A 1,052-nucleotide genomic window follows, 5' to 3' on the forward strand; every position below is an offset into this window, starting at 1 on the left:
GACACGCCGGAAACACCTACCGGACAGACCGGAACCACCTGCCAAGAACGCCGGAGCCACCTGTTCGACTCGCTGGAACCACCTGCCGGACAGGCCAATATCAACTGCTGGCTATGCCAGAACCACCTGGGGGACAGTCCGGGATCACCTGCCAGCCATGGCGGAACCACCTCTCAGACGTACCAGAACCACCTGCCGGAGAAGCTGGAAACACGTCCTGGACAGACTGGAACCACGTGACGGCCATGCCTGAACCACCTGCCGAGCACGGCGGAACCACCTGCCGGACACGCCAAAATCACCTGCGGGCTACGCCAGAACCACTTGGACGACTCTCCGAAATGACCTGCCGGGCATGTTGGAACCACCTCTCAGACGTGCCAGAAGCACGTGGCGGACAGTCCGGAATCACCTGTTGGGCATACGCAACCACCTCTGAGACGTACCAGAACCACGTGCCGTGCACGCCGGAACCACCTACCGGACAGACCGGAATCAACTTTTGGGCATGCCGGAACCACCAGTCAGATGTGCCAGAAACACGTGCCGGAGACGCCGGAAGCACCTGCCGAGCACGTCGCAACCACCTGCTCAACTCGCCTGAACCACCTGCCGGACACGCCAAAATCACCTGCCCGCTACACCAGCACCACTTCGGGGACAAGCCGGAATCACGTGAGGGGCATGCCGGCACAGCCTCTCAGACTGAACCTCGTGCCGGACACCACAGAACCACCTGCCGGACAGACCGGAACCACCTGCCGGACACGCCGGAACCACCGGCTCGACTCGCCGGAACCACCGCCGGACATGCAAAATCACCTGCCGGCTACGCCAGAACCACTTGGCGAACACTCCGGAATCACCTGCCGGGCATGCCGGAACCACCTCTCAGACATGCCAGAACCACGTGCCAAAGACCCCGGAAGCACCTGCCGAGCACGCCGGAACCACCTGCTCGACTCGCCAGAACCACCTGCCGGACACGCCAAAATCACCTGCCGGCTACGCCAGAACCACTTGGCGAACACTCCGGAATCACCTGCCGGGCT

1 protein-coding gene is annotated in these 1,052 nt (G+C 62.7%); it reads left to right on the plus strand.

Annotation, left to right across the window (positions count from 1 at the left end; translation table 11 throughout):
• Window positions 1-240, plus strand: a 240-nt coding sequence (locus tag C6H04_RS08385; protein WP_233711898.1) for a hypothetical protein, incomplete at its 5' end; no start/stop codon positions are given.
• Window positions 241-1,052 lie beyond the last annotated feature (812 nt).

Source organism: Helicobacter salomonis, from assembly GCF_900197775.1.
GTDB classification, from domain to species: domain Bacteria; phylum Campylobacterota; class Campylobacteria; order Campylobacterales; family Helicobacteraceae; genus Helicobacter; species Helicobacter salomonis.